Raw genomic sequence first — 21,708 nt, forward strand, 5'->3', positions numbered from 1 at the left:
GTATCACACGCTGTCATGGATAGACGCACGTACATCAAGTCCGCCGGCGCGACCGGCGTAGCGCTCACGGCCGCCGGCTGTCTCGGCGGCGGCGGCGGCGAAAGCGAGACGATCACCATCGGCTCGGACATTCCGTACCGGCCGTTCGAGTACGAGACGACCGACGGGGAGCTGACCGGCTTCGACGTCGACATCGCGCAGGCGGTGTTCACCGAGGAACTCGGCTACGAGCACGAGTTCGTCCAGACGTCGTTCGACACCATCATCCCGTCGTTGAACAACGGGAACTTCCGCGTCATCATGTCCGCGATGACGATCAACGACGAGCGCGACGAGGAGGTCGACTTCTCGGACCCGTACTTCACGGCGTACCAGACCATCGTCGTGCTAGAGGACTCCGACATCTCCTCCGTGGAGGACATGGCGGGCGTCCGCGTCGGCGTCCAGAAGGGGACCACCGGCGCCGCCGCCGCCCAGTCGCTCAAGGAGGACCTCGGGGGCGACCTCGAGATCAACGAGTACGACCAGATCCCCGACGCGTTCAGCGCCCTGCTGAACAACCAGGTCGACGCCGTGGTCAACGACAACACCGTCAGCGCGGAGTTCGTCAACGGCGATGGCGAGGGGGAGGTCCGGTTCGTCGAGGGCGAGGGCGCCGCCAGCGAGGCCGGCCAGGACGCGCCGCCGTACCTCACGCTCACCGTCGAGAACTACGGTATCGCGTTCCGCGAGGACGACGACGAGCTCCTCGAGGAGGTCAACGGCGCGCTCGCGACCATCAAGGACAACGGGACGTACGACGAGATCTACAGCGAATACTTCGCCGGGTAACCGATGGCGACAGACACCGGGCGCGCGGCAGAGCGGGATCGCGGTTTTTTCGAACGGCTGAACGACCGCACGTTCCGACGACTCGGCATCGTCGGGACGACGGTGTTCGCGCTCGGCGTCGCCGCGTTCATCGCGTACATCCTGTTCGTCAGGGTCGACTACGCGCTGCTGGTCAACATCGTCTACCCGCAGTTCACGTTCGCGTTCCTGCGCGTCATCGGGATCGTCGTGGTCTCAAGCGTGCTGTCGGTGATCGCGGGCGTCTTGGTCGGGTTGGCGCGCGTCTCGAAGACGCGCGTGACGAGTTCGATCGCTAAGAGCTACATCGAGTTCTTCCGGGGGACGCCGCTGTTGTTCCAACTGTTCGTCATCTATCTGGGCATCCCTCAGTTGTGGCCGCCGGGCCAGTTCCCCATTCAGGGGTTCAACTACTACGCCGCGGTCATCGGGCTGACGCTCAACCACGCCGCGTACGTCGGCGAGGCGCTCCGCGGCGGCATCGAGTCGATCCCGGACGGCCAGATGGAGGCCTCGCGCTCGCTGGGCCTGTCGTACATCCAGTCGATGCGCGAGGTCATCCTCCCGCAGGCGTGGCGCAACTCCCTGGCCGCCATCGGCAACGACCAGGTGATCCTCGTGAAGGACACCTCGCTGCTGACGGTGCTGGCGATCCCGGAACTCCTCTCGGCGTTCCGGCAGATCAACTCCGCGACGTTCGACGCGTGGACGCCGATCGTCCTCGTCGCGATCGCGTACCTCATGATCACGGTCCCGCTCGGGAAGGTGATCCGGACGCTCGAGGACCGTGCCGATCCGGCGACTCACGGAGGTGACGACTGATGGCACTGCTCGAGTTCGATGGGGTGAACAAGTACTTCGGCGAGACGCACGTGCTGAAGGACATCGATCTGTCGGTCGACGAACAGGAGGTGGCCGTCGTCATCGGTCCCTCGGGGTCCGGGAAGTCGACGCTCCTGCGGTGTACGAACCGTCTCGAGGAGATCCAGTCCGGGGAGATCCGCCTCGACGGCGTGCCGCTCACCGACCCGGACGCCGACATCAACCAGCTCCGCCAGCGCATCGGAATGGTGTTCCAGTCGTTCAATCTCTTCCCGCACAAAACGGCCCTAGAGAACGTCGCGCTCGCCCCCAAGCGGGTGAAGAACGTCCCGGAGGAGAAGGCAAACGAGAACGCACGGGACCTGCTGGAGCGGGTGGGCCTTGGGGCCCAGACGGATTCGTACCCGAGCGAGCTCTCCGGCGGCCAGCAGCAGCGCGTCGCCATCGCCCGCGCGCTCGCGATGGATCCCGACGTGATGCTGTTCGACGAGGTGACCAGCGCGCTCGACCCCGAGCTGGTCGGCGAGGTGCTGGAGGTCATGCGCGATCTGGCCGAGGAGGGGATGACGATGATGGTCGTCACCCACGAGATGGGCTTCGCCCGCGAGGTCGCCGACACGGTGACGCTCATGGCCGACGGCCGGATCGTCGAGCGGACGCCCCCCGAGCAGTTCTTCGACCAGCCGACGACCGAGCGCGGGCAACAGTTCCTCTCGAAGCTACTGTAACGCCGGCGATCACCCGCCGGTCGCGTTCGCTCCATCTCGGTCAGAACGTCAGCACCTCGACCCCGTCTGTCTCGTAGTCGGTCATCGCCGCCAGTCGCTCCGGCACCTCGTCCAACCCGACCTCGCGACCGACGAGCACGCTCGGATCGAGGTCTCCGGCCTCCAACAGGCCGAGCAGCTCGTCGTACCGCGTCGGCGGCATCCCGCGCGAGCCGAGGAAGTCCACCTCCCAGCGGCTCATCGCGTCCGTCGGCAGCGACACCTCCCCCTTCTCGGCGTCGGTCGTCAGCCCGACCTGCACGTGCGTGCCGCGCTCGCGGAGGCAGCCGACGGAGTTGCGGCACGTCTCCGCTCGGCCGAGCGCGTCCACCGAGACGTGTGCACCCCGACCGGTGATCGATTCGACCGCGTCGGGCACGTCCACCTCGTCGCCGCGGACGGTCTCGTCGGCGCCCGCCGCCGTCGCCCGCGAGAGCGCACTGTCGTCCACGTCGACGGCGATCACACGGGCCCCGAGGGCGTCCGCGACCTGCACTGCCGAGAGCCCGACGCCGCCGCAGCCGTGGACGGCGACCCACTCGCCGGCGCCGACGACCGCACGGTGTTCCAACGCGTGGTAGGCGGTCATGAACCGGCAGCCCAGCGCGGCCACGTCCTGGGGGGCGACGCCCTCCGGCAGGCGCATCGCGTTGTAGTCGGCGTGCGGGAGGTGCACCCGCTCGGCGAACGCGCCCGGCGCCGCGCGCTCGAACCCCAGCGCACGACCGTCGAGGCAGGTGTTCCCGTGGCCGTTCACGCACTCGGGGCAGGCGCCGCAGCCGAGATTGAACGGGACGGCGACGCGGTCGCCCTCCTCGACGGAGGCGACGCGCTCCCCGACCGCGACGACGGTGCCCGCGGGCTCGTGACCGAGCACGTAGTCGAGGGGGACCTGATCGTCGGCCCACTCGCCGTGGCCCATCCAGGCGTGCCAGTCGGAGCGGCAGATGCCGCACGCCTCGACGTCGACGACGACGCCGTGGGGTTCCAGCTCAGGCCCGGGAACGTCGGTCACGTCCAGTGGCTCCCCGTACTCGCGGAGGACGGCCGCTTGCATGGCTCGTGGTTCGGGGACGGGGATGAAAAGTAGGTCTGTCCCGGCGAACGGCGGGACGGCCGCGGGGTCCCGTCGCCGATCACACGGGGTTCGGGCGGATCACATGAAGTCCGACAGCCCCGACTGGCCGTCGTCTTCTTCGGCGGCATCGGGGTCGGCGTCGCGGTCGTCATCGTCCATGTGTTCTGTTTCGTTCCCGCCGGCGGCCGCGAGGCTCGTCTGGCCGTCGTCGGATCCCTCGTCCGTCTCGGCTTCCGCCTCCCTCTCCGCTTCCGTGCTCGGCGCGACGCCCGCGAACGCCCCGCCGGAGTGCGCTTCCATGCGTTCTGCCCGCATCTCTTCGGCGTCCGCGACGATCGACTCGACCTTGTTCGTCGTCTCGCCCGAGCCGGTGACGAACGAGATGTGCTCCTCCTCGAACTCGTAGGCGGCGGCCATTTCGACCGTCAGTTCCCGCGGTTTGCAGTGGTGGGTCATCGCCTGAAGATACGGCAACACGGCGCGGCGGGCCGTGTCCATCGAGAAGCCGCCGCGCTCGGCGATGGCGCGGACGACCTCGTCGCTGGTGTTCGAGGTGGAGTGGTAGAACTGCGGGCGACCCCAGCGCGTCCATCCGCCCTTCGTCTCGTCGCGGGCGGCAGCGACGCCCGCCGAGAGGTTGTCGCCGGCGTAGCGCCAGTACGAGTAGTTCTGGCTGGCCCACACGCGACCGAGCCACACGTCGGCGTCGGCGAGATAATCGTACGCGCGGGTCGCCTCCGCCGCGTCGTACACCTCCAGCATGTTGTCCTCGATCCACTTCGTCAGGTCGTCCGGCGTCTCGTCCACGTCGTAGCTGGCCTGCAACGCCTCCTGTGCGGACTCGGTCTCCTTGAGCACCAGATCGAGGAACGGGAAGACCCCCATCGAACGGTCGCGGTCGCCGGTGATCACGTCCTCCAGCGTGAGTCGGTTCCTGCCGTCGGCGACGGCCTGCAGGTCGTTGACGGCGCCGCGGAGGTCGCCGTTGTTGCGCTCGGCGATGCGATCGAGCGCGTCCGAGTCGAACTCGATCCCCTCCTTGCGGCAGATGTCGCGGAGGACGGGCACGATCGATCGCGTGCCCACGTCGCGGAACTCGATGTCCTGCGTCGCGTTGCGCAGTCCGCGACTCATCTCGTAGTACTCGTTGGCGATGAGGATCACCGGCTGGCCGGCGCTTTTCACCAGCTCCGTCACCGCGCTCTTGCCGCCGCGGTCGTAGTTGCCGTGAATGTTGTCCGCCTCGTCGAGGACCACCAGCTGGCGGCCGCCGGTGTCGTCGCCGCCGCTGGAGCCGCTGAGCGTCTCGTTGTTCGCCGCGCGGCCGGCGTACCGCTCGATCACGTCGGCGGTGCGCTGGTCGGACGCGTTCAGCTCGACTGTCTCCCAGCCCATGTCCGCCGCCAACGCGTGCGCCGCGGAGGTCTTCCCGACCCCCGGCGAGCCGTGGACGACGAGCGCCTCGCGGTGGTCGTCCCACGTGTCGGCCCACTCGCGGACCCCCTTCACCGCCTTGTCGTTGCCCCGGAGCTCCGAGAGCGAGGATGGGCGGTACCGCTCCGTCCAGTCGGTCATTATCGGAGGGAGGAGCGAGCCGCGTTTAGTGGTTGTGGACGGGGGCGGACCGCGCCGGCGATCGTCCCACAGGTCGGGCGCTTTCGGTATCAGCCGTGATTCTCCCGGCGACGCGATTACGTATCGAACCGGGAGAGTTCCGGTAGTTCGGGCGCGTCGCTGGGGACCCGACAGTCGGAAACCCATGACAGCGACACCACAGCGGGACACGCCCTCGCGCGACAGAGCGGTGACGCCGGTGATCGCGACCGTCACGATGGTCGCGATCACGGTCGTGCTTGCGGCCGTGCTCGGCGCCGCGGTGCTCGGCCTCCCGGGCGGACTCGGTGCCGGTCCCCCGGCGCTGTCGGTCGACTTCACCTATCGGACGGTCGGCAACGACTACGAGGTGGCCGCCAGTATCCACGGCGGGGAAACCGTCACCAAGCAGAACACGGGCAACCTGACGCTCGTCGCCGACAGCGGCCACGAGCACGCCGCGGTGAAGGATCGCTACCCGCTCACCGGCGGCGACAGCATCATGCTCTCAGAAGAGACGGATGGGCCGGTTCCGTCGGGAACCGACGTGCGGTTGGTCTGGACCGACCCGGACGGGCGGGCCTCCGTCGTGCTCGCTCGTGGGCGGACGCCGTTTTGAGGGCACGTCGGCGGGAGGGGCAGCCGCGGTGGTTCGCCCCCGCCGGCGACGACCGCGGCCCGCAGAGTTTTCGAGCGCCGCCGCGCAACCCCGAGTATGAGCGAGGACCTCGGGACGCCCGTGCTCGACAACCACCTCCACCTCGACCCCGAGCACGGCCGTGGCATGGCCGCCGTCGACGACTTCGCACGCCTCGGCGGCACACACTTGATCGTCGTCAACAAGCCCTCGTGGCACCTCGGTCCGATCCCGTCGAGCCGCGAGGAGTTCCGCCCAGTGTTCGAGGCGACGGTCGACGCGGTCCGTGAGGCGAGCGACCGGCTTCCCGGACGGGCATGGCCCGTGCTCGGCGTTCATCCGGGGTTGATCTCCCGCCTCGTCGACGAGGAGGGATACGAGCCGACAGCGGCGCGGGATCTGATGTGCGAGGGGCTGTCCGTCGCCGCGGAGTTCGTCGCGGAGGGTCGCGCGCTGGGGCTGAAGTCCGGACGGCCGCACTACGACGTGTCCGAGGCGGTGTGGGAGGGGTCGAACGCCGTGATGCGCCGGGCGTTCGAGTACGGCGCCGAGTTGGACTGTGCGGTGCAACTTCACACGGAGGCGAGCGAGGACCTCACCGGGATCGCCGAGTGGGCCGCCGACGCCGGGATGGACCCCTCTCGCGTCGTGAAACACTACGCCTCCGGGACACTGGCCGGCCCGACCCCGAGCGTGATGAGCGAGACGGACTGGCTGTCGACCGCCGCCGAGCGCGGGGAGCCGTTCCTGATGGAGACGGACTTCGTCGACGACCCCGAGAAGCCGGGAATGGTGTTGGGGCCGAAGACCGTGCCGCGGCGCGTCCGGTGGCTGCTCGAGGAGGGGTACGACGATGCGGTGCGGACCGCACACGTGGAGACGCCGCGGACGGTGTACGACATCGACACCGAGGCGACGCTGTCGGCCGGGGATTCGACCTGATCCCGCGGGAGAGATACGTGAACTCACAGTTGGGAACGGTCGTCGGGCGAGCCTGACGCGGGAGACTGGGTCGGCCCGGCGTCGGAGACGGCAACTGTCGCCGCTATCGGTGCATGAGAGTGACACGGGAGATCGCCGGGAGATCCCCTGACTCGGCCAGGATCGGCGGGCGTACGGAGAGAAGAAAGGCCTATCAAGACAGGCCGAAACCGTGTGGGTATGAGCGAATCCGAGGACACGTTCTACACCGCCGACCGGTGGCAGAACTGGCTCGACCGCGTGGCGGAAGAAGACCTCGATCCGGAAAACGAGGACTCCGCCCGACTGCTGCTCAATCTTCAGGACGACACCGCGATCGCGATCGCGAAAGTCCTCGCGGCGTACGACGACGACCAGCTGAGCGAGGAGGAGGCGACCGACGAGGTCGCCGACATCCGCGACATCGTGCTCGCCGACGTGGACATCACCGACGAGGAGAAGGCGATGTTGATCGACGGCGTTCAGACGAGCCTGGTGTGCGTGTTCTACGCCGCCGAGGAGTACGTCGTCGGCGGCCCCGCCGAGGAGGGAACCGTCGCCGAGTACGTCGAGGCCGCCGCGGCCGCGGAGGCCGAGGAGGACGTCGACGCCGCGCTCGGCTACCTCGTGCAGGCCGGCACGCGCATCATCGACGGCGACGAGCTGCCGATGGACCTCGTCGAGGACCTCGAGTACGGCTTCGTCTCCGAGTGGGTCAACGGGCTCGACTCGCTGCAGTCGGCGATGGCCGACCCCGAGGTCGTCGAGGAAGACGAGTAAGATCACCGACGTGGCGGCGTCCGAACTGATATTTGGTCCCGCACGCTTATCCCCGTCCTCCGGCTACAGGGCCCCATGACTGGCCGGGGGGACGGGAACGGAGAGCGAGACCGCGCCGTCACGGTGCAGATCGGCGCGGTGATCCTCTTCGGATTTCTGATCGTCGCCCTCTCGACGTACCAGGCCACGGTCGTCCCCGACCAGAACCGCGAGGTCGAGTTCCTCCACAACCAGGAGGTCCAGACCGACATGGTGGAACTGTCGTCCGGTATCACCGCCACCGGTCGGACCGGCGACGCCGCGCCGGCGACGGTGAAACTCGGGACGCGCTATCCGAGTCGGACGTTCTTCGTGAACCCGCCGCCGGCGTCGGGGAGACTACAGACAGTCGATCCGCCGGACGGCGGGAACGTGACGCTGGAGAACATCACGATTCAGAGTTCCGCCAACGGCGAGGCGAACGACTACTGGAACGTCGCGGCGAACCGGAACAAGTCGACGCGGTTCATCGTGTACGAGCCGGGGTACAACCTCTATCGCGGGGCTCCGACGACACGCTACGAATCGGGGGTCGCGTTCAATCGGTTCTCCAACGGGGCGAACCTCACGCTGACCGATCAGGGCGTCGTCAGGGGCGACCGGATCACACTCGTCGCCGTGTCGGGAGAACTCCAACGTAACGGTGTTTCGACCGTTTCTGTCGACCCCGAGTCGATCAGTTCGATCAGCCGGCGCGAGCGCGTCTCGGGAGAGTTGACGATCGTGATCCCGACGACGCTCAGCAACGAAACGTGGGAGAACGAACTGTTGAACGAGGAGATCGAGGACGGGTGGGTGAACGGGACGGAATCTATCTCGGGGGAGGACCGGATCAGGATCCACCTGAACGACAATCGCAACTACTCGCTCGGCATCGCGGCGGTCCACGTCGGCTCCGGCGACGGTCCGGACCGATCGGCGGCGTATCTCGACATCGACCAGCGCCCCTCGGAGATGACCGAGGGGACGACCCGGGAGGTCGTCGTCGAGGTGCGCGACCAGTTCGGGAACCCGGTCTCGGGGACGACCGTCACCGGCTACGCGTCGGACGGATCGTTCGTGGACGACACCAATGCGACCGTACGTACCAACGGTGACGGACGAGCGATCTTCGAATACACCGCCGGGACCGCGAACACGACGCTGAACTTCTCGTTCGCTGACGACCCCGCTCTCGCCGGGTTCGACGCCTCCACGGCGGAGAACGCGAGCGTCGACATCACGGTGAACGATGGCGGAGCGGCGGGCACAGGCGATGACGCGGAGGGTATCAATCCTGCTTCCGCCGGGGAGATCAGACTCGAGGACGAGACGACGAACGGCAAAAGTGTCGCAGATCTGGTGCTTAACAACACTGCAAACACGACAGTGAACGTCACCAACGCGCGGGTTAGTTTTTACTTCGAGACGGAGAATAAAAAGGAGTTCGACACCGCCGAGATTCGGCAGGGCGGGACGCCGTCCGCGACGCTGACCATCGGTGGGAAGTTTGAGCGGCTCGATCCCGAAATAAACCTCCCTCCGGGTGAGACAACTGTCACGCTTGAGTTCTCCGGCGATGCGCAGTTCAGTAGAGACGAGTTCTTCGTCCTTAGTCTCCGGTTCGACAACGGGGAGTCCGTTACATACTTCATCAATGCCGGCTGATTTCGACGATCGACGTATTCGATCATCGACAGACCTACAACCCGGTTTCGCATACACCCGCCCATGACAGCAGTCGGCATCGACGCGATCGAGATCTGGACGGGGAAGCTCCAGCTTGACCTCCCCGGAACGTTCGCGCCGGCGAAGGGTGAGGATCCCGGCAAGTACACGAAGGGACTCGGACTGGAGACGTCCTCGTTCCCGGACGCCTACGAGGACATCGTCACGATGGGGGCGAACGCGGCCAAGCGCCTGATCGACCGGAAGGGGCTCGACCCCCAGGACATCGGGCGCATCGACGTGGCGACGGAGTCGGCGTTCGACAACTCCAAGCCCGTCTCGACGTACATCGCGGGCTGCCTGGAGCAGGTGTACGACGACGACTTCCACCACGCGAACAAGGGCGAGCGGAAGTTCGCGTGCCTCGCGGGCACCCAGGCGATCGACGACGCGTACAACTGGATCAAGGCGGGGCGAAATCGCGGGCGCGCGGCGCTGGTCATCGCCACCGACACCGCGCTGTACGCCCGCGGCGACCCCGGCGAGGCGACCCAGGGCGCCGGCGCGGTCGCGATGCTCATCACGGAGGACCCGTCGGTCGTCGAACTCTCGACCGAGCAGGGGTACGGCAGCGCCGACGAGACGGACTTCCTGAAGCCGAACCAGCAGTTCCCCAGCGTGGACGGCAAGCGCTCGATGCAGGTGTATCTCGCGCGGATGCGCGAGGCGTTGACGGACTTCGAGTCCGTCGCGTGGGACGCCCACCCCGACGACTTCGCGTACGTCCCGTTCCACACGCCGTTCCCGGGGATGGTCCGCAAGGCGGGGCTGCTCGGCTACCGGCACATGATCCGCGACACGGAGATCGAGGACGCGCTGGAGGGTCGCATCGGCCGCCAGCCCCGCGAAGAGGACTTCGACGACTGGGAGGCGTACGAGGAAGCCATCCGCGCGTACATGGACGACCTGAAGGAGACCGAGGAGTACCAGAGCTGGTACGCCGACACGATCGAGCCGACGCTCGACATCGCCCGGCGCGTCGGTAACTGGTACACCGGCTCGGTCCACGTCGCCCGCGCGTCCGCGCTGCGACGCGCCGCCGAGAACGACCGCGACCTCGCGGGGAAGAAACTCCTCGTCGCGTCGTACGGCTCCGGGGCGCAGGCGGAGATCCACGCCGAGACGGTCGCCGACGGCTGGCGCGAGGAGATCGAGGCGGCGAACGTCGAGGACCAACTCCAGCGGCGCTACGACCTCTCGTACGAGGAGTACGAGGGCGTCCACGATCGCCACAACCACGACATGGACGTGGAAATGGAGAAGTTCACCCAGCCCGAGGGCGAGTTCGTGTTCACCGGCTGGGGCCGCATGAGCGAGCGGAAGTACGACTACGTCGAGTAGACAGCGCTTCGCCGTCGGCGTCCGGCGTTCTCCCGTCGATGCGCGGGTCGCGCATTCGGGTGCAACGGCTTTACCCGCGGACGGCGAACTTCGTTCATGAGCGACACATCAGCCGCAGAGCCGTCCGCCGACACGACACCCAAGCCCCGCAGCGTCGACGCCCACGACTTTCCCGACGAACTCCGAGCGGCCGTCGCCGAGTCGGACCTGGTACTCGTCGACTTCTACACGAACGGCTGTTCGATCTGCAAGAGCATCGAGCCGGTCTTGGGCGGCGTCGCCCGGAATGCAACCGTGCCCATCCTCCTGGTGAATCCCCGAGACGACCCGCCGCTGGTGAGCGAGCACGCGATCCGCTCGGTGCCGACGCTCGCACTGTTCGAGGCGGGCGACGACGGCGAGCCGGTCGAGGTCGACCGCCTCGCCGAGGGGTTCGTCGGCGCCGACGAGCTCGTCGAGTTCGTCGAATCGCACCGCTGAGGCTGCCGCTTCGGCGACCCGGACTACAGCGTTCGAAGCTTCTCCAATGCCGGCTCCAGCTCCGCGGTCGACACCGCCAAGGAGAACCCGTCGACTCGCGCCAGCGCGGCGGCGTGATCCCACAGCGCCCCCTCGTCGAGGCCGTGGAGGATCACTGCGTTCGGCGTCGGCGTCACCACCCGCAGCGCCACCAGCGGCGACTCTCCCCGGGTGACGCCCGTGAACACTAACGCGCGGTCGGTCGACTGGCCGTACAGCCGATAGAACTCCTCGGAGGACAGCGAAGTGATCGCCTCGATGGAGTTGATCACCGTGTGGCCGTTGACGGTGTCGCGCTCGCCGGCCGTGATCTCGGTGGCGTCGAGCGCCTCGTACACCCGTTCGGTCGGGATGGCCGCGGGATACTCGCGGATGTCGCGGACGATGTCCGACTCGAAGCCCGCCGAGACGACGCGTGCGAACTGCCGGATCCGCGATCCGCCGCGGGCCTCGTCGATGTCGAGCAGCCCCTCCACGACCCGGGAGACGAGGCCGATCCCGGGCGACTCCCGGCGACCGCTCTCGTAGTCGGAGACGACCGACGATGAGACGTCCATCCGCTCGGCCAACTCCGTCTGTGAGACGTCGAAGTCCGTCCGCCATTTTCGAAGCGTCGCCCCGGGGTCAGTCGAGAGCGTGATCTCGCCCGCGATCCGGCGGGCGAGTTGCGCGCGCGCCTCGCCGGAGTGCTCGCCCACTGTCATAGCCCGGAGGTCGTCGCACCCGCGTGTAAGGGTGTCGGAGCGGACGGTTCACGGCGCCCGGACGCCGTCAGCGATGCCAACTATCGGAGCCCGGGACGCCGAAACGGCCATACCGTCGCGCCGCCAGAGTCATCCCGTGCCGTCCACGCTCGTCCACCTCGCGCTCGGGGGGCTGCTCGCGGCGGCGCTGCTGCGCGAGTCCGCGTTCGGTCGTCGCGCGGTCGGCGTCGTCCTCTTGGCGACCGTGATCCCCGATCTGGACTCGTTCGTTTCGCCGGTGCTCGCGGGCGCACATCGCTCGCTGGGCCATAACGTCCTGATCCCGATCGCGCTCGTCGGCGTGCTCGCATACGACGCCCGCGTTCGCGAGCGCTCGTGGCTGCGGGAACACTGGGGCGACGCCGCGCCGCATGTCGCGTGGATCGCGCTCGCCGGCTTCGCCGTCGCGGGGGTCGGACTGGACTACGTCGCCAACGGCGTCAACCTGTTCTGGCCCGTGCACGACCAGTTCTACACCCTGAACGGCCGTGCCGGCCTGTCGAACCAGCGCGGCTTCTTTCAGACGTTCGTCGAACTGACGCCCGAGACGGTTCGCACGACCGAGACCCTCCACTACGCGACCGGCGTGGATCCCTCGCCCGGCGACGAGGCCGAAGACGTCGAGCGGGTGTTTCCGCTCGTGTGGGCCGGGTGGCAGTTGCTGCTCGTCGCGACGAGCGCCGCCGTGCTCGCGGTTCGATTCGCGCGTGGGCGGTGAGGCGGTCGCTGTCGTCGGGATCGCCGCCACCGGCGGGTTGATTCGTCCGCCGGCGAAGACGACGGCATGGACGACACGGACGACGGGAGCGACGCTGATTCGACGATCCGGCCGTACGAATCGAGCGACGCCGACGCGCTGTGGGCGCTCAAGCGCGGCTTCGAGACCGGACTCGGCGCCGGAACCGGCGGCGAGGAGAAGGCGGCGACGTACGAGGCCAAGTTGACCGACGAGTATCGGCGACGCTGGCTCGAGTGGGTCGACCGCTGCGTCGACGAGCAGGCGGCGACCGTGACGGTCGCGGAGGCTGGAGGCGACACGGCCGCCACGGGGGGCGCCGCAGACGGCGCCGCGGACGACGCAGCCGCGGACGAAGGTCCCGTCGGGGAGGCGTCGGCCCTCGCGGGCTACGTGTTCGTCCTCCCGGAGTCGCTGTCGTTCGTCTGGGACGCCGCCGTCCTCAACGAGGTGTACGTCCGCCCCGAGTATCGCAGCACGGGCGTCGCCGACGACCTGATGGAGGCGGCGCTGTCGACCGCCCGCGAGCAGGACCTGCCGCTCGACCGGATGGTGCTCGACGTGGACCGAGAAAACGAGCGCGCACAGGCGTTCTACGAGCGATACGGCTTCGAACACTGGGGCGAGATGGTCGCCCGCGATCTGTAGCGGCGCCGCGGGCGAACGGAGTCGCGCCCGCCGAACCGGCCGTCAGGCGTCGCCGACGAGCGACCCCAGCGCACCCCCGATACCGCCGAAGACGGCCGGGTAGACGACGCCGGCGAGGAGCGCGCCCGTGACGTAGTCCGGGTGGACGCTCCCGGCGTCGCCGACGCCGTACGCGAAGGCGACGGTGCCGACGACCGCGAGCAGGAAGTACGCGGGGACGACGCCGAGCGCGGCCAGCGCCCCGTAGGCGGGGTCGTCGACGCCCGCAAACACGGCGACCGCGACGCCGGCGAAAAGCAGCGCGAGCGGCGGTACCACGTACAGGTACGTCAGGCCGGCGTCCGCGCTCGCGAGGAGATTCGACGAGCGCGTCCCGCCGCCGAACGACGGCGACACGGTCGCGACGAAGTGGGCGTTGTAGAAGTACCAGCCGACGCCCTGCCACGCCGCGACCGGGTCGCCGCCGAACAGGCTGGTGAGGAAGTTCAGCCCCGAGACCCGCTCACGAACCGCGCCAGCCTGTGTCGCGTACGTCACGAGATAGCCGAGCAGGTACGCGCCGACGCCCGCGATCGCCCCGGGACCCAGCGAGATCCGCTCGCGTCTCCCGACCGTGTTCGATCCGTCCGATCCCGTCGCTCCCGCGTTCGTCCGTGCATCCCCCATGCCCTCGGGGAGCCCCCGGCGAGCTAAACCCGTTGTGGCCGCGCCGTCAGGTCCGCGATCCTCCGCCCCCGGATCCGGAACCCTCATTCGACCGCCGTCCGGACCGGAGAGCATGCTTCTGCGGGACGCGACGCTCGTGGACTCCGGAGGCGTTCGAACCGGCGGTCTCCGCGTGTCCGATGGACGGATCGAGGACGCGGGCGATCTGACCGCCCGGACCGACGAATCGGTCGTCGACCTCGCCGGGTACGCCGTGCTCCCCGGGCTGGTCGACGCCCACGTGCACTTCTCGCTGTCGGGCGAGCGAACCGTCGAGGACGTCGTCGGCCGAAGCGACGCCGAACTCGCGTTGACCGAGGCGCGCAACGCTCGCCGGACGCTTGAGGCGGGGGTAACCGGTGCCCGCGTGATGGGCGCACGCGACGTGGACGTGCACGTTCGCGATCGGATCGACTCGGGGGACGTTCCGGGCCCGCGAACGGTCGCGAACTGCCGGTCGATCACGGCGACCGGCGGCCACGGTCACCATCTCGGCCGGGAGATCACCGGCGCCGACGACGCCCGACGGGCGGTCCGCGAGCAGGCGAAGCGCGGCGCCGACTTCATCAAGTTCATGGTGACCGGCGGGGTGACGACGCCCGGCAGCGACCCGAACGCCGTCGCGCTCACCGACGCCGAGGTGGAAACGCTCGTCGACGAGGCCCATCGCCGCGGGCTGCACACGGCGACCCATGCGCACGGCGGCGCAGGGGTGAAGGCGGCCGTCGCGGCCGGCGTCGACACCGTCGAGCACGGGACGCTCCTCGACGACGAGGCGGTCGACATGCTCGTCCGCGAGGACGTGACGCTCGTGCCGACGCTGTCGGCGCCCCACCACATCGTCCGCAACGTCGCCGCCGCGACCGAGGAGGATCGCACCCAGACCGAGGCGGTGTACGAACGCCACCTCGACTCGTTCGCCCGCGCCGTCGAGGCGGGCGTCCGGATCGCCGGCGGAACCGACGCCGGGACGCCGTTCAACATGCACGGCAGCAACGCGGCGGAGGTTCGGCTCATGCACGAGTACGCGATGGACCCGCTGGAGGCGATCGTCGCGATGACCGAAACCGCCGCCGCCGCCGTCGGCCTCGACGGACAGGGGACGCTGGATCCGGGGACCCACGCCGACCTGCTCGTCGTCGACGCGGACCCGACCGACGACCTCACCGCGCTGAACGACCCGGGCGTCGTGATCAAGGGCGGAAGGGTCGTCGCGGGCGGAGCCGAACGGACGAAGCGGGCGATCGTCGACGCCCGCAGCGACGACTGAGCACGGGTCGGACGGCGTCGGGCCGGACGGTCGCGGATCGCCTCCGCGCACCCGGTGCACACCCCGGCGGAGTTTAAGTCGGCGGCGACGCTACGTCCGGACGCGATGTCAGATCTCGTCCTCTACGAACTGGAAGGCTGCCCGTACTGTGCGAAGGTGACGAACAAGCTGGCCGAACTCGGCCTGGAGTACGAGTCTATCGCGGTCCCGGGCTCGCACGCCGACCGCACCGAGGTCGAGGAGGTGTCGGGACAGACCGGCGTTCCCGTCCTCGTCGACGAGGAACACGGCGTCGAGGGGATGCCCGAGTCCGACGACATCGTCGCGTACCTCGAAGAGACGTACGGCGACGGCGCGGCGTAGTCGTTTCGGCGCGCAGTCGATCGCGCAAACGATCCCGCGCTGTCGGGGCCGCTCACGCCTCCGCCGGTTCGTCGGAGCGCTCGCGGATCAGCTCGCGGATGCGCTCGGGGTCGTCGGCGCGCGACAGTTCGACCATCGTGACGATGGCGGTGCCCTCGACGGTCTCCTCTTTCGGCTCGTCGTCGCCCTCGGTGAAGTAGACGGCGCGCGTGCCGGTGACGCGCCCGAGTGACCCCATGAGCTTGGCGCGTTTCTCGGCGGTCCTGGTAAACGGCGAGTGCCCAGTGAGCAGCGTGAACTCCACGCGCGGTTCAGCCTCGTCCTCGCCGACTGCGGTGAACGGCGCCCGCTGGGTCGGGTGAACCGCGAAGCCGGCCCGCGAGAGCACGCCGTACACGTCCTCGTCGTCGGGGTCGGCATCCGGCGGCTCCGGGGTGGGGTCGGCCTCGCGGACCTCCTCGGCGCCCTCCATCACTCGCACCGGGTCCGAGAAGGGGCGGTCGAACAGGTCCTCCAGCTCGACGGCGACCTCGACGGAGGCGTTCATCCCGTCCTCGTACTTCGCGACGGTGCGCCGGGAGACGCCCAGCTCGTCGGCCAGGCGGCCGAGGCTCCAGTCACGGTCCCTGCGCTCGTCCGCGATCGTGTCGCCGTCGATGTTGACGTACAGACCGCCGGGGGCGGCGTAGATGAGCGGCGGCACCTCCTCGACGAGCAGATCGTACAACGTGTCGGGATGGATCGCCGGGACGCCATGGCGGAAGTAGACGACGCCGGGCTTGAGGTCCTCGTCGCGCGTGCGCATCCCCACGAGGATCGGCGTCCCCGAGAGGTACTCCCCGAGCCGGCGCATCTCCGCGCCCGTGGCCCGGTCGAACGCGTCGACGTTGCCGAGCACCTTCACGAGGAGGAGGTCCTCTCCCCGCCGGGCGGCCACGTCGAAGCTTTTGGGGCGAACCGCACAGCGCTCGCTGACCAGGAAGTCGGCGTCCGCGAGCATGGCGGTCACGTTCCCGACCAGCGCTTTCCGCGACATACTCGTATATACGCGACTCACCGGTTAAAGGGATTGTGCCGAGTGTCACGACGGTCCATTCGACGCCGTCACGCGGTCAGTACGCGCTCGCGGCCGATAGAGCTATACACCCGTGTCGCCGCCGGCGGACGGCGCCAGACGCGAAAGGCACAACTCCGGTCGCGCTCTCCGACCGGTCGTGACGGTCCTCGGCATCGACGACACCGACTCGCGCACCGCGGGGATGTGCAGCACGTACCTCGCCGCGCTGGTCGCCGAGGCCATCGAGGACGCCGGCGACACCGTGCACCGCCGGCTGCTCGTCCGGCTCAACCCCGCCGTCGAGCACAAGACGCGGGGCAACGCCGCGCTCGCGCTCCACACCGACGCACGGGCCGGGGACGCCCTGGCGATCGCGAGCGACCTGGTCGGGACGTACGCCGTCGACACCGACCCGCGGACGTCCCCCGGCGTCGTCGTCGCCGACTGCGACCCCGCGGCCGTTCCGGACCGCGTCGCCGCGTTCGCCCGCGAGGCGGTCCGCGAGTTCCACGAACTCGACGACGCACTCGCGCTCGCCGACGAGGTCGGATTCGACCATCGTGGATGGGAAGCCGACGGCGGTGGCGACACCCGAGCAGCCGCCGCCGGCGACGACGCGGACGACGCTGACGACGTGGCCGGCCGCGGCCGGATCGGCGCGCTCGCCGCCATCGGGGCCTGGCGAGCGTTCGACGACTGGACGTACGAGCACATCTCGTATCGGGAGTTCGACCGGTGCGGCACGCCCCGCGAGGTCGAGGAGGCGAGCGTGTTCGCCGCCGCCGAGGAGGCGTATCCGCTCGCGTGGGACACCGTCGACCGCGACGAGGGCGAGGCAGTGTGCGTCCCGAACGCCCCCGGACCGATCCTCCACGGGATCCGTGGCGACGACCCCGACGCCGTTCGGTCGGTCGCCGACGGAATCGACGGCGAGCCGGTCGAGCGGGCGGCGCTGTTCGTTACCAACCAGGGAACCGACGTACACCTCCGGGAGGGGACCCTCGGCGACCTCCGCGACGGGGGCGCCTACCGCGTCGAGTGCGAGGTCGCGACGGCGCCCGAGACGCGCCGCGGCGGGCACGTGTTCTTCGAGGTGACAGACCCGGACAGGGACGCCGCCGACGCACCCGGTGACGGGGACGCCGCCGACGGCGACCCCGCCGAGTCGGCCGCGGTCGACTGCGTCGCGTTCGAGCCGACGAAGCGGTTCCGTGACCGCGTCCGCGACCTGCGTATCGGCGACCGCCTCACCCTCTGCGGCGAGGTCGCCGACGGCACGCTCAAGCTCGAGAAGTTCGCCGTCCGCGACCTCGTCGAGACGGAGCCCGCCGTGCCGACGTGCCCGGACTGCGGTCGCTCGATGGAGTCGGCCGGCGCGAACCAGGGCTACCGCTGTCGGGACTGCGGAACCCGCGAACCCCGGAAGGTCGTCGAGCCGATCGATCGGGGGCTGGAGCCCGGCTGGTACGAGGTGCCGCCGTGCGCGCGGCGCCACGTCAGCAAGCCGCTCGTCCGCGGCGGCTTCGACGCGCCGACGCACCCCGAGCGGTGACGCCGCTCGGGCGAGGACCAACCGCGGACCGAGTCAGCCGTCGAACACGGCCGCGAGCAGGTCGCGGTCCCACGGGCTTATCCCGCCGTCGTCGCGGAACGCATCGAGCGTGTCGAACCGGGCGGCGCTGGTCTCGTCGCGGGCGGTCGGCTCGCCCGCGGTGACGGCCCGGTCGACGACGTAGCGGATCCCGACGACCGACCGGCGCTCCTTCGCCGTGTGATCGACCGAGAACAGTTGCAGATCCCCGGGAGCGACACGGACGCTCGTCTCCTCGCGGAGTTCTCGCGCGGCACCCGCCGCGGGATGCTCGTCGTGTTCGAGGTTGCCGCCGGGGACACCCCACAGGCCCCGGTTTGGTTCCACATCGCGCTTCCCGAGCAGCACCGCGTCGCCGTCGCGGACGACAACGCTCGCGACTGGTTTGCTGTTTTGCCAGACGACGCGGTCGCAGTCGGGACAGCGGCGCCGTTCGCGTCCCTCGACACGGGTGCGATCGAGTGCAGCGCCACAGAGCGGACAGTAGTCGCCGTCGACGGTGATCACGCTCCGACCACCATGAAGAGCGACCTCGTTGGGTCCATCGTCACGTCTTCAGTCCGCTTCCTGTCAGGGGAACGACGACGTCCTCGTCGTCGTCGAGCGCGCCCCGTTCGCGGTACGCGCGCAGCGCCGCGGGCGCGACCGCGCAGGTCGGCTCGGTGTAGAACCCCGACGCGTGGAGGTCGGCGAGTTCGGCCTCGACGGCGTCGCCCCCGAGCGCGATCACGTCGCCGTCGGTGTCATCTATCGCCTCGAGGATCTGGTCGCGGCGAACGGGCTCTGCGATCTGGATGCCGTCCGCGGCGTCGTTGTCGCCGGCGGCGGCCTCCGGGCCGTGGAGCGCCTCGACGACCGGGGCGTGGCCGGCCGCCTGCGCGCCGAGCAGTCGCGGCACCTCGTCGATCCAGCCGGCGTCCCGAAGCGCGTGAAAGCCGCGATACGCGCCGAGAAAGAGCGTGCCGTGCCCCAGCGGGAGGACGACCGCGTCGGGGGCCTCCCAGTCGCGCTGGAGCGCGGTCTCGTAGGCGAACGTCGCGGTCCCGGCGAAGAACGCGGGGTTCCACGCGTGGCTGGCGTACCAGCCGGCGCGCGTGACTCGCGGCTCGTCGCCGTTCGCCCCGTCGGCGGCGCTTCGCGCCGCCCGCTCGACGGCGTCGATACACGCGTCGGTCGTCGCCTGCCGCGGACCCTCGGTCTTCACCGGCGTCGCGCCGGCGCGGCGGATCGCCCGCAGCTTGGCGTCCTTCACCGACGCCGGGACGTAGATCTCGGCGTCGATGCCCGCGCGGGCGGCGTAGGTGGCGATCGCGGCGCCGGCGTTGCCCGAGGAGTCCTCGACGAGCGTGTCGACGCCGAGGGCGGCCGCCCGCGAGACGGTCGTCGTCGCGCCGCGGTCCTTGAACGAGCCGGTGGGGAACACGTACTCCAGCTTGAACTGGGCGTCCCACGCGTCGGCGTCGACCAGCGGCGTCATTCCCTCGCCGAGAGTGACCAGCGGCGACTCGGGGAGGAACTCGTCGAACGACCAGAGCCCGTCGCGCGTGTCGAACGCGGACGGGTCGGGGGCGGGCTCGTCCGGAAGCGGTCGGGATCCGTACTCGAGCGGGTGTCCGCACTCGCAGCGCCAGCGGTCCGCGTACGTGGCGCCGCAGTCGGGGCAGCGGAGCGGCGGAGCGGTCATGCCTGAACGAGCGACGGCGACCGACCAGTAGGTGACGGTTCGAGAAATCGGGTCCGAGTCGTCCGTCGAGGACCGCCGACCCGTTTACCGCTCGTCGTCCGATCGCTTCGATCTGAGCCGGTCGAGGCCGAGCGTCGTGACGAAGAAGACGCTCCCGACGTACAGCAGCGTCTGCGGACTCGTAATAAGGGAGTTGCTATAGCCGATAGCGGTACCCAGATATCCGAGAAGGGACGCCGTCCAGCCGAAGCCCGTTATCCCCGCGATCTGATCGATCACGTCCCTGTCCGATCGTGCCTTCTGTTTCAGCGACATGGAGCAGTCACACCCAGCATAGGACGTGCTTACTCGTCGGCGGTGATGAAGGTGTTTTCAGCCTGCCATAGTATGAGTACCATTCCGTCCCCGCTGAGGATCGAACGCGTCCTCGATACGTGCATCGTTCGGTCGACCGCTCGTCGTCCCACCCGTGAATCACCCGTTTGAGGGAGGGTCCGCTTCGGTACCGTCGATCACCGTCGTACGGAGGGAGACGGGAGCCGGACGGGGCGACGGCCGAACCCGATCGACACCGACGCGTCGGTGACGGGGCTGTGCGACGCTGCCAGTGCCGGCGAGCTAGAACTGATCGATGTCCGTTCCCACCGAGCAGACGTACTCCCCAGTGGCGACCTGCGGCAGGCGTCGGGAGCGCCAGAAGACGCCGTCGTTGTCGGCGGTCACGCGACCCTTGAGCGAGCCGAACGTGTCGGTCACCTCGAACAGGGTGTCGCCGCGCTCGACGCGATCGCCAAGGTCGCGCTCGAAGGTGACGAGCCCCCCGGCGGGGGAGCCGTACTGGTCGAATCCGGAGGCGCGCGTCTGCAGATCGCGGTCCACCTCGCCCTCGAGAAAGCCGTAGTAACGGAGCACGCGGACCATCCCGTCCACCCCGATCTGAATCGACTCCTCGTCCCACCCGACAGCGCCGCCGAGTTCCGGATCGATCGTCGGGATGCCGTTGTCGGGCGCCGTCCGCGCGAGCTGGCCGTCGGGACCCTTCTGATCGAGGACGTAGCCGGTGCCGAAGACCTTCGCGAGCTCGAGACACTCCCGGTGGAGTCGATGCCGGGGCCCACAACGCACGCGTGTCTCGTTGATCATCCGGGAGGTACGCCCTTGGTGGAGGTCGACGACGAGGTCGGCGCGCTTGGCGGCCTCGAACGTCGCGGCGGCGATGCGCTCGGAGGAGGTGCCGTTGGCGTCGCCGGGGTACGCCCGATTCATCTTCGTGTCGTCGATGGGGTTGCGGTGCTCGGCGACCTGGAAGGCGTGGTAGTTGACGATCCCGACGAGGAGGATCTCGCCCGCGACCTCGTCGGGGTCGAGTTGCGGCACGAGACGGTTGATCACGCCGAGTCCGTTGAGCTCGTCGCCGTCGCTGACCGCCTGCACGTACAGCGTCTTCCCGTCCTCGGCGCCGTTGAGTACCGCCACGGGGAGCCCGACGGTCGAGCCGTCGCGGGTCTCCCCGACCGCGAGCCGGCCCGTGTCGAACTCGCCGGGGGACGCACTCGCGCTCCCGAGCGTCGTCTTCATTACGTCGTGGCTTTCGAGTATCGCCTCTTTAGGGGTTCGGTCCGATCGTGCGCTCCTCTCGGTATCGGCCGTGGACAAGGGGCCTCCCCAGGTAGAGATGAGATCCGTCAAGAGAGGACTCAGAGGACTCAGAGGACGGACCGCGAAAGCCCCCGCGGCCCTTTTCAGTCCCACCCTGTGGACGGACGGGTGCGCCGTCGCCGGCGGCTGCTCGGGGTCGTCGATTCGGCTCCCCGCCCCT

Annotated in this window: 23 protein-coding genes; 14 read left to right on the top strand and 9 right to left on the bottom strand. The window is 69.2% G+C overall.

Features of this window, described 5'->3' with window-relative positions:
* Window positions 1-15: 15 nt before the first annotated feature.
* The 3 genes from K6T25_RS01090 to K6T25_RS01100 are packed head-to-tail and all read left to right on the top strand — an operon-like array spanning window position 16 to window position 2,399.
* A complete protein-coding gene (locus tag K6T25_RS01090) occupies window positions 16-831 on the top strand; it encodes a transporter substrate-binding domain-containing protein (protein WP_222915822.1) in 816 nt (271 codons plus the stop codon).
* Between the two features lie 3 nt (window positions 832-834).
* The gene (locus K6T25_RS01095; RefSeq protein ID WP_222915824.1) at window positions 835-1,671 is read left to right on the top strand and encodes an amino acid ABC transporter permease; all 837 of its coding nucleotides are present in this window, start codon (window positions 835-837) and stop codon (window positions 1,669-1,671) included.
* The gene (locus tag K6T25_RS01100; protein ID WP_222915826.1) at window positions 1,671-2,399 is read left to right on the top strand and encodes an amino acid ABC transporter ATP-binding protein; all 729 of its coding nucleotides are present in this window, start codon (window positions 1,671-1,673) and stop codon (window positions 2,397-2,399) included. The genes K6T25_RS01095 and K6T25_RS01100 overlap by 1 nt, the downstream gene beginning before the upstream one ends.
* Before the next feature lie 40 nt (window positions 2,400-2,439).
* Here K6T25_RS01100 and K6T25_RS01105 read toward each other — a convergent pair whose 3' ends face one another.
* Both K6T25_RS01105 and K6T25_RS01110 read right to left on the bottom strand, forming a co-directional pair.
* Window positions 2,440-3,495, bottom strand: coding sequence for a zinc-dependent alcohol dehydrogenase family protein (locus K6T25_RS01105; protein WP_222915828.1), 1,056 nt, complete (start codon window positions 3,493-3,495; stop codon window positions 2,440-2,442).
* Window positions 3,496-3,594: 99 nt separating this feature from the next.
* Complete coding sequence (locus K6T25_RS01110; RefSeq protein ID WP_222915830.1) at window positions 3,595-5,091, bottom strand: replication factor C large subunit; 1,497 nt, start codon at window positions 5,089-5,091, stop codon at window positions 3,595-3,597.
* Window positions 5,092-5,275: 184 nt separating this feature from the next.
* On the opposite strand from K6T25_RS01110, the gene K6T25_RS01115 reads away from it, so the two are divergent.
* The 6 genes from K6T25_RS01115 (at window position 5,276) to K6T25_RS01140 (ending at window position 11,053) form a co-directional block, all read left to right on the top strand.
* Window positions 5,276-5,728: a type IV pilin domain-containing protein gene (locus tag K6T25_RS01115; protein ID WP_222915832.1), complete on the top strand. Its 453-nt coding sequence runs from the start codon at window positions 5,276-5,278 to the stop codon at window positions 5,726-5,728.
* 96 nt (window positions 5,729-5,824) lie between these two features.
* Complete coding sequence (locus K6T25_RS01120) at window positions 5,825-6,688, top strand: TatD family hydrolase (protein ID WP_222915834.1); 864 nt, start codon at window positions 5,825-5,827, stop codon at window positions 6,686-6,688.
* A 219-nt stretch (window positions 6,689-6,907) separates the two neighbouring features.
* Entirely contained in the window at window positions 6,908-7,486 is a 579-nt protein-coding gene (locus K6T25_RS01125; protein ID WP_222915836.1) for a DUF2150 family protein, read from the top strand.
* 75 nt (window positions 7,487-7,561) lie between these two features.
* Window positions 7,562-9,172, top strand: coding sequence for an Ig-like domain-containing protein (locus tag K6T25_RS01130; RefSeq protein ID WP_222915838.1), 1,611 nt, complete (start codon window positions 7,562-7,564; stop codon window positions 9,170-9,172).
* Window positions 9,173-9,235: 63 nt separating this feature from the next.
* Window positions 9,236-10,573 carry a hydroxymethylglutaryl-CoA synthase gene (gene hmgB, locus K6T25_RS01135; RefSeq protein WP_222915840.1) on the top strand — a complete coding sequence of 446 codons (1,338 nt, stop codon included), beginning with the start codon at window positions 9,236-9,238 and terminating at the stop codon, window positions 10,571-10,573.
* A gap of 96 nt (window positions 10,574-10,669) precedes the next feature.
* Window positions 10,670-11,053 (top strand): thioredoxin family protein, encoded by a 384-nt coding sequence (locus K6T25_RS01140; RefSeq protein WP_222915842.1) that lies wholly within the window; start codon window positions 10,670-10,672, stop codon window positions 11,051-11,053.
* 23 nt (window positions 11,054-11,076) lie between these two features.
* On the opposite strand, the gene K6T25_RS01145 is transcribed toward K6T25_RS01140, so the two are convergent.
* A complete protein-coding gene (locus K6T25_RS01145) occupies window positions 11,077-11,796 on the bottom strand; it encodes a helix-turn-helix domain-containing protein (protein WP_222915844.1) in 720 nt (239 codons plus the stop codon).
* A 136-nt stretch (window positions 11,797-11,932) separates the two neighbouring features.
* Here K6T25_RS01145 and K6T25_RS01150 point away from each other — a divergent pair, with 136 nt between their 5' ends.
* Window positions 11,933-12,553, top strand: a complete 621-nt coding sequence (locus K6T25_RS01150) for a metal-dependent hydrolase (RefSeq protein ID WP_222915846.1) — start codon at window positions 11,933-11,935, stop codon at window positions 12,551-12,553.
* Window positions 12,554-12,619: 66 nt separating this feature from the next.
* Complete coding sequence (locus K6T25_RS01155; RefSeq protein ID WP_222915847.1) at window positions 12,620-13,219, top strand: GNAT family N-acetyltransferase; 600 nt, start codon at window positions 12,620-12,622, stop codon at window positions 13,217-13,219.
* 42 nt (window positions 13,220-13,261) lie between these two features.
* Here the strand turns inward: K6T25_RS01155 and K6T25_RS01160 are convergent, their stop codons facing one another.
* Window positions 13,262-13,885: a DUF7978 family protein gene (locus K6T25_RS01160; RefSeq protein ID WP_225917777.1), complete on the bottom strand. Its 624-nt coding sequence runs from the start codon at window positions 13,883-13,885 to the stop codon at window positions 13,262-13,264.
* Between the two features lie 112 nt (window positions 13,886-13,997).
* Here K6T25_RS01160 and K6T25_RS01165 point away from each other — a divergent pair, with 112 nt between their 5' ends.
* Together K6T25_RS01165 and K6T25_RS01170 are read left to right on the top strand one after the other, a co-directional pair.
* On the top strand, window positions 13,998-15,194 hold the full coding sequence (locus K6T25_RS01165; protein ID WP_222915849.1) for a metal-dependent hydrolase family protein: 1,197 nt from the start codon (window positions 13,998-14,000) through the stop codon (window positions 15,192-15,194).
* 105 nt (window positions 15,195-15,299) lie between these two features.
* Window positions 15,300-15,557 (top strand): glutathione S-transferase N-terminal domain-containing protein, encoded by a 258-nt coding sequence (locus tag K6T25_RS01170; protein ID WP_222915851.1) that lies wholly within the window; start codon window positions 15,300-15,302, stop codon window positions 15,555-15,557.
* 52 nt (window positions 15,558-15,609) lie between these two features.
* On the opposite strand, the gene K6T25_RS01175 is transcribed toward K6T25_RS01170, so the two are convergent.
* Window positions 15,610-16,593, bottom strand: a complete 984-nt coding sequence (locus tag K6T25_RS01175; protein ID WP_222915853.1) for a transcriptional regulator — start codon at window positions 16,591-16,593, stop codon at window positions 15,610-15,612.
* A gap of 178 nt (window positions 16,594-16,771) precedes the next feature.
* On the opposite strand from K6T25_RS01175, the gene K6T25_RS01180 reads away from it, so the two are divergent.
* On the top strand, window positions 16,772-18,166 hold the full coding sequence (locus K6T25_RS01180) for a tRNA(Ile)(2)-agmatinylcytidine synthase (RefSeq protein ID WP_222915855.1): 1,395 nt from the start codon (window positions 16,772-16,774) through the stop codon (window positions 18,164-18,166).
* Between the two features lie 33 nt (window positions 18,167-18,199).
* Here the strand turns inward: K6T25_RS01180 and K6T25_RS01185 are convergent, their stop codons facing one another.
* The 4 genes from K6T25_RS01185 to K6T25_RS01200 all read right to left on the bottom strand — a co-directional run bounded on the left by K6T25_RS01185 (window position 18,200) and on the right by K6T25_RS01200 (window position 21,467).
* Window positions 18,200-18,712, bottom strand: coding sequence for an NUDIX hydrolase (locus tag K6T25_RS01185; protein ID WP_222915857.1), 513 nt, complete (start codon window positions 18,710-18,712; stop codon window positions 18,200-18,202).
* Between the two features lie 40 nt (window positions 18,713-18,752).
* Entirely contained in the window at window positions 18,753-19,889 is a 1,137-nt protein-coding gene (locus tag K6T25_RS01190) for a pyridoxal-phosphate dependent enzyme (RefSeq protein WP_222915859.1), read from the bottom strand.
* An 84-nt stretch (window positions 19,890-19,973) separates the two neighbouring features.
* Window positions 19,974-20,204: a hypothetical protein gene (locus tag K6T25_RS01195; protein ID WP_222915861.1), complete on the bottom strand. Its 231-nt coding sequence runs from the start codon at window positions 20,202-20,204 to the stop codon at window positions 19,974-19,976.
* Between the two features lie 303 nt (window positions 20,205-20,507).
* On the bottom strand, window positions 20,508-21,467 hold the full coding sequence (locus tag K6T25_RS01200) for a succinylglutamate desuccinylase/aspartoacylase family protein (protein ID WP_222915863.1): 960 nt from the start codon (window positions 21,465-21,467) through the stop codon (window positions 20,508-20,510).
* Window positions 21,468-21,708: the final 241 nt, after the last annotated feature.

It is taken from the genome of Halobaculum rubrum (assembly GCF_019880225.1).
Classification (GTDB): domain Archaea; phylum Halobacteriota; class Halobacteria; order Halobacteriales; family Haloferacaceae; genus Halobaculum; species Halobaculum rubrum.